This is a genomic window from Yersinia sp. 22-579, assembly GCF_030433455.1.
Classification (GTDB): Bacteria; Pseudomonadota; Gammaproteobacteria; order Enterobacterales; family Enterobacteriaceae; genus Yersinia; species Yersinia enterocolitica.
This window is the reverse complement of record NZ_JAUJTZ010000016.1, coordinates 97,746-106,938: the sequence shown is the minus strand read 5'-3', so window position 1 is coordinate 106,938 and position 9,193 is coordinate 97,746. Positions and strand designations below refer to the sequence as shown.

Sequence of the window (9,193 nt, the reverse complement as noted above, 5' to 3'; positions counted from 1 at the left end):
GCGCAAATACCAGCATCCGACGACCTAACCACAGGTACGTCAGCGAGGACATTGGGTACGTTGTTTGGTGAGTGGGGCCCAATCCACGACGAGTCAACTTACTCACCCATACCATGGTGGCGTAACTACGCCAACGATAGGTGGGTGTGGTCCGCTAGTGACGATTTCCAACCCAAGGCGGTATCAACGTACGACGGACATTGGGAACACAATCCATCGGTATACGGATTTGTTCAGGGAACGTGCGTGAATTAATGTAGTGATATGATGAATACGCGGGTGAAAGTCTTCTTGGTACTGGTTCTTCCACTTGAACAGTAGGCAGGGTTGAATGCCGTGTAAACGGGTAGCATGGGACACGGCATTCCCGCTTCCATCAACTGCTGAATAATGGCGATCTTTTCCTGAGGTGTTTTACACCGTCGGATTTCTTGCCCCAACAATCTTCCATTGTCTGAAAATTAGCACTAGTGTTAGACATATATGCAAGCCTATCTCTTAAGTTAAAAAACTTCTATTGTCTGGTTTTACGTGGGGGCGAGCTCACATTAAGTAAACCTATTCTAAGAAGGATCTATCAAAGGAATATACCACCTGTATTAAGTCTCTAATGTCACGACAAAAGTCTCAGACACATGCTTTATTTCCTTTTGAAGAAACTACATCTTTTTTGACTAAAAAAAATTATCATTTTTCGCCAAAGATTTTAAACGTGAATCTAGATTCACGTTTAGCTAGGGTCCGAGGATAATAACGATCAGAATAACACTGTCTCTCACGGGAAATACAATGTATACCATTACTTAGCGTGTACTCATCCAAGTTAACATTTGCACTGTCACCGAGTACCTTGAGTAGTTTCTCCCGAGCTTGACTACCTAAGTATTGGGTTGTTAAATCTATGGATATCCCCTGAGTATCAGCACAAAAATTGGATTCTTTATCGCATATTACTCCATTAGCAGGGAAAAATATTGGCATTGCAAATGTAGGGGGACATAAGCTTAGCAAAAAAGACATGACAATAATTTTTTTCATTGGATATCCTTTTTTGAGGGTGAAATAGGCCTGATCACACATCAAGTTCTTCTCCTATTTATTATAGTACCTTCTTTTTGATTTTTTTTCACCATTAGTGGCTAGGTGTTTTCATACTATGAGCGTTATGATTTTTGTTGTTGTAACTATGATCGAAGTATTTGATGTGAGGTCAAAAGTGCCGAACTTCAATTACATAATCCTCCTAGTACCGCTAAATGAGCACACCTTAATTACCTTCACGATCGGAGTGAATATAGCTCGTGATCTTTTCTATATGTTGATTACTTTTTAACGAATAAAGATATTCTTTCATAAATACAGGTTGAACTGGTGCATCAAAATATTTCAACTTGGCTGGGTTCACTAGTTTATAGGCAAACTGAGGAACCATTTTCAGAAACTTCCCCTGCTCGACAGCACTAATTTTTGAAATGAAACTGTAAGGTCGATATATAATATTAGGATTCACTCCAATAGAACGAAAATAAGCATCTAAAATAGTCTCATAATTTGCGAAATTTTGGCATTGCATTTGCGGCCAGGGAAATGTATTGAGTAGCTCAAATGGTTGAATATCTTCAAAGCGCCGAGAAACGAGAAATCCGAATCGTAATGAAGACAGTTCGGTCACCTGTAAACTTTGGGTATAACTAATTTTTTTTTGATGCTTGCTGCAGTGATATAATAAAGTCAAAACGCCTATCACGTAAATCATCTATCACACTTTTTTCACTGAATTCGAAAGGTTGAACAGAAATACCTTTATATTTATCACTAAGACTGAATAACTGATCAAAAATGATAGTTGGGTAAGTGTTATCTATACCAATAGCTATACTATTTCTCCTATGTGATGAAGCCGAAATAGTATCATCAATAGATGAAAGTCTTTGATAAATAGGAAATAATTTACGATATAATTCTTGACCTGCTTTGCTAAGACTAATGGTCTTGTCGCTGCGGACAAATAGCGAATAACCCAGAATATCTTCAAGTGAGGCAATACTTTTTCCAAATGGTGAGGCCGTCATATGTAATTTTCTTGCCGCTCCTACTAGACTGTTTGTTTGGGCTAATATAATAAAGTTACGCATTTTTTTTGATATAAAAATATTCATTGTTCTACATTTTTTAGAAAGTGAAGCAAGCTACAGTATAGACTGAACTGGTAATAAATATTGTGATAATGTAGTATCTACGATGTAATCATATTATATGCATTTAATAATGATATATTCGTACCGTTACCAATCACGATTTTGAAGAACGAGGATTGAATAACGAAAAGTAAAAGTATATACGTTTGCCAAAATGGCTGAGATTGCTGTAAAAATTATAGATACTTTAGTACTTAGGTTATTATTGTTAGTTAGGGATAAATCAGCTTCAAGCTCCACCTACAGTTTTTTTATGGTTTCATTTTCTATCTTGATTTTACCATTAATATACATTTCGCAAAATTCCCGGTACGATTTAATTCCAATTTTAGCCAAAGCACTTTTTCTTACCTGGTAGAGGCTATGATCACTTACGTTCATGCAGTGTGCCATTTCACTAATTGTTTCACCACTAAGCGGGACAACTAAAGAGAGCCATTCCTTCAATGAAAATCCATATTTTGTATCTCTATATCTTGCCACTGTTCTCATTGGACGAAACGTAGAACCTCGAATCCATGAATGAAAATTATGTACAAACAATCCATTATAGAGGTTGTGAGCATTGAAAAAAGTAACTTTCCCATGAAGTTTTCTAGAGATATAATATGTTAAATAAGCATTTAGTCGACTAACTATGACGCCTATTCTTTTCTTACAATTAATACCCATGAGAAAATTAATTGAATTTTTCAATTGCCTCAACGAGGCACTACTTGAAACATCGAGAACAAGTACAATGTTTAGAGGCTTACTATAGTCAATAACTATTGAATCCACAGCGTTCAAAAAAAATAGTTGATGAGAAAATTCGCCAGCGATTCCGTGGAGTCCGTTACTGAAGTAACTGCAATTTGTTATGACGTATACCGGTGTGGCGATACTCATAAATTATACTCCCAATGTATTGGCTTAACTAATAATATGGCAATATAAATCATATTCGTCAAGGATTGTATAATTAACAATATGTGTGATCATTAGGTAAATATAATGTCAAATTATATGATTTTCTTCTGGAAATCTTTAAGTTTTCTAACTCAAATGAAGGCGTAAGGCTTAATATTAATAATTAATCGATGAGGAGAGCGGTTATTTTACTCTTAAATGCCCAATAAAATAGATTTTTATACTATTTTCCCCACAAAAACATAATGAGATAGTATTACTATTATTTAAATATATCTATATCATTCAGTATGATAGCGTCATTTAAATTTAATTAACCAATTAATTCATTGGGTTTCAAATCACATAACTTTCTCTTATCATTAGCAGAGTGTATTTATAATACTTTAAGTACAGAGCTGTATGTAGATAGACTAGAACTTAATGTTTGTGAGATAACTAACTTAGGAAACAATAATGCTTAAGATTTTGTTGTGTTAGCGGAATGACAATTTCGGACTTTGAAATGACTAATTTTTAGGTAACTACTGTCTCGATAGAGTCTGCCTGTGGCAATCTCTATCTATTTAAGTATTGGGATTTTTATGTGCAAATCATACTCAATGTCAATTAAAATAATTTACTCTTGCCAACTCAATTTTAATAAAATCATTAGATACAATCGTTGCTTCTGATTTTTATAAATAGTATTAATCAGATTATTTCAGTGTTATTTTGGTTACCGTGTATTTTTTATAACTTCTTATATTATAAGTTGGCTAATCTGTTTAATTAACACTATTACGTTGTTAATTGTCACTACATTCTATCTCAAAACGTCTGGTTATTACAGAAGTCATTGTTAGCAATAGTAACTTAGCCAGTTAGACACGTGTGTTTATATTAGCATTGGTTTATATATTTCTTATTAGTTGGCTGACTGAATATTTATTTCAATAAAAACATTGCTAAAAGCCATCTACTTTAATAACCATTAAGTTCTTTATAAAGAGTGTTAACGGCAAGATTGCACTCAACCATTTGTTATTCAAGATTTTATATATTCTTAATGTCATAAGCAGGGGGGTATGAATAAAAAAGTCATTATATAAGTAAACGAGTACGATAAAGATAATTAGCACACTATTTATTATGGAACCACACTAGAAGGATATTAACATGACAGTTTGCATTATCAATGTAAATGATTATTTTTTGTACATGAGCATTAAAAAAATAATTGAAAATATATTTAATAAAATCACTCTTAATAGGGAATTAAAAACATATCAAGTATGTAAATCTAGTTATGATATTATTTTCATTGAACCTGAAAATATGACTATTTCCGCCTTTGTGGCAATTTTGAAATCAATACAGTTGGGCATTGCTGTTTTTATTATCTCTTCTCATAAATTAAATGATGAGTTTATAAATTTAGCGAAAAAATACAATGCTACAATTTTATTAGAAGAGGATCCAAGTGAAATTGTTAAATATAAAATTGAAAAAGGGATTAAAACTATCTTAGGGGATAAATTAAATCCTGCAATAGGCTTGTCATTTCTTAGTCTTAAGAAGTTTATACATCATAAAAAATGCAACATTTATCCTATAAATAGTAACGTTACAAAAAGATCATCACTACCATGTTTCCATGAAGATATTTGATATCTAAAAAAAACAAAATAATAAGATTTGTATATACAAGTCAAATAGTCTACAGTTACTGATAAATAGCATATTCCCAATATGGAACCAGGGCCATATTGTCATTTCTAACAGAAAATTGTTGTATTAATTATTTTATTGATTGAGATATGACTGGATCCTATATATTTATTAAGTATATCTTATAGTTACTTCTAATTTATTGAGTGGAAGCATGTGAATTTCGTCCCGTATTACTTCTGGGTATTTTAAAAAGATTCATATTGTTAATGTGAAAATGTACAGCCTACATAGTACTTGCGTAGTATATGGGTAAATATTTTCCTTTGGTTTCGAAATGTTCTTATCCAACAGATATATCGGAATAGAAGAGAATGAGGGTGGAGGTCACAAGTCTTTTACAATTTATTAAACTTAGATTTTATGGAAAAAAAAATAGGTTTTATCTGAATTCGTTACTTATAATTTATGAAGAGTAAATTTATTTACACTCATATACCTAAGGTAGAAAAATGAAGAACTTTCCCAAAATTAATCAACTCAAGAATTTAAGGTCAGTCATTCATGCCGGAAGCATCAGTTCTGCTGCGTCTGCAACTCATCAAACACAATCTTCCGTAACTCGTAGCATTCAAGAATTAGAAAACACACTACGAGTCCCGTTACTCAAAAGAGGTGTTAATGGAATTCAATTGACAGAGTTTGGTGAGTTTTTTAAGCCCTATATGGACAAGGTACTCAATGAACTTGAAAGGGCACTGGATGACCTAGATGAAATGATTTATGAATCTCAGGGTACAATCAAGTTTGGATGCTCTCATTTACCGGCTTACAGGATTATGCCTGCGGTAATAAAAAAATTTCAACAAAAGTATCCACAGGCAGAACTTACTGTTATTGAGGGACAATTCTCCGAATTGGCTCCACTTATTCGGAGTGGAAGACTGAATTTTTACGTTGGTATTACAATGCCGGATATTGCTTTAGATGAATTTCATGTTGAACATCTCAACGAGTCTAAATTCTATGTGTTTTCCAGAAAAAATCACCCGTTAGTTAATAGTCATTCCTTGGCAGAATTGAAAAATGAAAAATGGTATCTTCCTGGTGGAGGGGTAAACATTTTCAACTCCATTGAAGATATAATATTCCCTTATGGAAGAGGTCTTTCTAGTTCTGTTTTATATGGTGACTCGGTGTCGATTGGGGAACAATTGATATTGGATGATGATTATATATCTATAGGACCTAAAGAGATGCTGAATAGTTTTTATATCAAAGATAAACTATCAATAATTGATATTAAGGAAGAACTTCCTATTGGTTGCTATACTATTATACATGGAATGAAAAGGACACCTTTGCCGATGACTAAATGGTTCCTTGATGAAATTCGATATAATTTTATGTTAATCAAAGAAGATAATTGATTTTCTGTACTAAATTTGTCACTCGAAAAATAAAATCTTCTGCCTATTGTCTTCTGTTTTTTAACGAATTTTGTATAAGCTCGACATAAATAGAACGATTAATATCATAGCAATAATTATTATGAAAAAATGTATTTAATAGTTTTTTAGATAAGTTGAGATAAATACTGTAATGCATTGATTTTAATGGTGATTAGTGTATTGTGGATTGTCAATCAAAAGGTACAGTTTAAAACTGTACCTTTCCCACTTTCATTTTTATATTTCATTTTGACCTTGTTTATTCAAAAAAACATTAATAAGTTCTTGATTGGTTGTAATACCTAATTTTTCCATGGCATTCCTTTTTTGATTGCTAACTGTCTTCTCACTTTTATTAAGAATTTTGGCAATCATTTTACCAGAAAGACCACTGATGTATTTTGTGATTATATCTCGCTCACTTTTTGATAAAATATCTTTTTTACAATTTGTAGTTAGTTTCTCATTAAGATTTAAAACTACCTTCCCACTTATGGGATTAAATGCTTTGCTGATTTCTCCAATTAAATTTAATATATTGCGATCAATGTTTACAAAAGAAACCGAACCATCTACTGATTTTTTCTTGGTTAAGAAATAACTATTTGTTTTTTTCTTTCCTAGTAAAAAAACATTTATATTGTCAGAGGTTAATGTTGCACCTTTATTTTTATTAATATCATCGATATAATCAGCATCAATAAATAATAAATCTACTGGTGTAGATATTTCGTTTAATTCCCCTCCTGATTTTGATGGGGTATTTTTTATATGTCGATACTTTTTTAATAAACTCCTAATGATTTCAACTATTCCTCTTTTAAGAACATTGTTCTTTGATAAAATTTTTATTCCAAGCATGTTGGCTCCAGTGCGGGTGCAGGTTGGTTATTAAAACTTATAATACTATACGGATGGTTATTATTAATCTCTATAAAAATCATATGACTATTGTTTTTTAAATAAATATTTACTTCCTTAGTTTTAGTTGTACCTACTAATCAACTGGAGATTAGTATAAATAAAATGAACTCCAAAGAATAATGGTATTTATTCATCCCTCATGCAAAAATTGCATATTTAATAAAATAAGCGGCGTTGTTGAATAAATCGAACTTTTGGCCGTAGTTAGGATCAGATCACCACACTCCTGATCCTGCAGCGATATCACGTGGCAAAACAAAAGTTCAAAATCACCAACTGGGCCACCTACAAGGGGTCCGCTTGGAAAACGGAAATTATCCTACGTTAAGCGTTTTGAGTTTAACGGGTGATTTCGTTCCATTGAGCGAAACCCCCTGACCGTAAGGGATGTACGGAACGATCTAACTGTCCGTTAATAGTTTTGCTTACTTTCGTACATGTTATTGGGATGGTGTACGCAATCGTTCGGTTTCGGACACAGAAACGCCGTAGCCCCGCCGTTCGGACAACAACCAAGAGCGCTTTGGTTAAAAAGTAGTCTTAGCGTGGTTTATTTTCCGTTTTCCAAGCGGACCCCGATAAGAACGGTATCTTTCTCTGAGGATGACTATGAATTCATTAGTTTAATGGCTGAGGGTATTGGCTCGTTAATCGAGATGAACTTATTAATCAGTGAAAATGAAACGGTTATTTCAGCGTTACGAAAAAACAATGACATTCTCGAAGGCATTTTTAAAAACTCAACCATCGGGATGGCACTGGTAGCGCCTTCGGGCCTATGGATGAAAGTTAACAGCTCATTGACACGCATGCTGGGATATACTGAAAGTCATCTGCTCTCCATCAACTTTCAAAACATCACTCATCCCGATGATTTAACCACGGATTTAAAACAATTAGAGGCTCTTTCTCAAGGGGATATTCCTTTCTACCAATTGGAAAAAAGATACCTGACGGCGTCAGGCCATTATATCTGGATCCTTCTGAGTGTCTCTCTGGTGCGTGAGGATAACGGTGATGTAAAATATTATATTGCTCAGATCCAGAGTATTGATGAGCGTAAAACGATGGAAATTGAGCTCAAAAATCAAAAAGAGGCGTTGCATAAGGTCAATATTATTCTGGAGCGCATAGCCACGGAAGACAGTCTGACGGAGATTGCTAATCGCCGAAAGTTCATGCTCTGGTTTGATTGTGAAATGACCAAAATGGCGCGGTATCCAGTCTCTGTATCACTTGCCATTGCCGATATCGATTTTTTTAAATCGTATAACGATGACTATGGTCACCAGGAAGGAGACTTTGCCCTAAAAAATATTGCCAGAGAACTCAGCCATATCCTACGAAGCCAGGATAAAATCGCGCGGTTTGGCGGGGAGGAATTTATCATGTTTTTCACTGAAACGGATGAAAAGGGCTGTCTTTTGGCTTGCGAAAGATTACGAAAAAGCGTTGAAAACCTGACCTCGCTCAGAAGAACGGTCACGATCAGTATTGGTGCAGTGACATGCCATCCGAAAGAAGGAGAGCTTGTTCACTTTGATGATTTATTGAAAGTGGCAGACTCAAAACTTTATGAAGCGAAAAGGTCTGGGCGAAATCAGGTGAAAGTGGCCAACTTAGAAGACCATCAGGACTAATCTCTTTTCTATCTCAATTCGAATCAGGTAAAAACCTTTAGGTGGCAGTCGAGCCTGACAGTTTTCTTTACCATAAAATTTCAATACAAACAATGAATTATCTCCTTTGCGTGGTTTTTTACATCATTGGCCTTCAAACCCCTAGTCCTCCTAAAATCTGCACTGGACCTATATAGTTCGATAGGAAAAGTTTCCAGACTGGACTATAAACGCTGTATTTTTGACGAGATATACATTATCTGTTTTAATATATATACAATGATAATCTTAATTGTATTTAATCTCGTTTGTCATAGATTATGTCACTTGGTATTTTTCATTACTTCATTACTTCATTACTTCATTACTTCATTACTTCATTACTTCATTACTTCATTATTGAAACGCTCTCCTCTATCCGTTTATGCTAACGCCCTGTAGG

Annotated in this window: 6 protein-coding genes and 2 pseudogenes; 3 read left to right on the top strand and 5 right to left on the bottom strand. The window is 33.9% G+C overall.

Translation table 11 applies throughout. The features are described 5' to 3' along the window. Positions 1-288: 288 nt before the first annotated feature. From QSV56_RS18175 to QSV56_RS18160, 4 genes and pseudogenes are all read right to left on the bottom strand, one after another. Positions 289-443 (bottom strand): annotated as a pseudogene (locus QSV56_RS18175) (transposase); the annotation flags it as partial. 244 nt (positions 444-687) lie between these two features. Continuing rightward, positions 688-1,038 (bottom strand): YcgJ family protein, encoded by a 351-nt coding sequence (locus QSV56_RS18170; protein WP_301213189.1) that lies wholly within the window; start codon positions 1,036-1,038, stop codon positions 688-690. A 229-nt stretch (positions 1,039-1,267) separates the two neighbouring features. Next, positions 1,268-2,159, bottom strand: a pseudogene (locus QSV56_RS18165) (LysR family transcriptional regulator). A gap of 279 nt (positions 2,160-2,438) precedes the next feature. Beyond that, a complete protein-coding gene (locus QSV56_RS18160; RefSeq protein WP_301213188.1) occupies positions 2,439-3,086 on the bottom strand; it encodes a hypothetical protein in 648 nt (215 codons plus the stop codon). Between the two features lie 1,179 nt (positions 3,087-4,265). On the opposite strand from QSV56_RS18160, the gene QSV56_RS18155 reads away from it, so the two are divergent. Both QSV56_RS18155 and QSV56_RS18150 read left to right on the top strand, forming a co-directional pair. Continuing rightward, positions 4,266-4,757, top strand: coding sequence for a hypothetical protein (locus tag QSV56_RS18155; RefSeq protein ID WP_301213187.1), 492 nt, complete (start codon positions 4,266-4,268; stop codon positions 4,755-4,757). A 512-nt stretch (positions 4,758-5,269) separates the two neighbouring features. Further along, positions 5,270-6,187 carry a LysR substrate-binding domain-containing protein gene (locus tag QSV56_RS18150; protein WP_301213185.1) on the top strand — a complete coding sequence of 306 codons (918 nt, stop codon included), beginning with the start codon at positions 5,270-5,272 and terminating at the stop codon, positions 6,185-6,187. Between the two features lie 258 nt (positions 6,188-6,445). On the opposite strand, the gene QSV56_RS18145 is transcribed toward QSV56_RS18150, so the two are convergent. Next, positions 6,446-7,069, bottom strand: a complete 624-nt coding sequence (locus QSV56_RS18145; RefSeq protein ID WP_301213183.1) for a LuxR C-terminal-related transcriptional regulator — start codon at positions 7,067-7,069, stop codon at positions 6,446-6,448. A 689-nt stretch (positions 7,070-7,758) separates the two neighbouring features. Between QSV56_RS18145 and QSV56_RS18140 the strand changes: the two genes are divergently transcribed. After that, complete coding sequence (locus QSV56_RS18140) at positions 7,759-8,772, top strand: sensor domain-containing diguanylate cyclase (protein WP_301213181.1); 1,014 nt, start codon at positions 7,759-7,761, stop codon at positions 8,770-8,772. Positions 8,773-9,193: the final 421 nt, after the last annotated feature.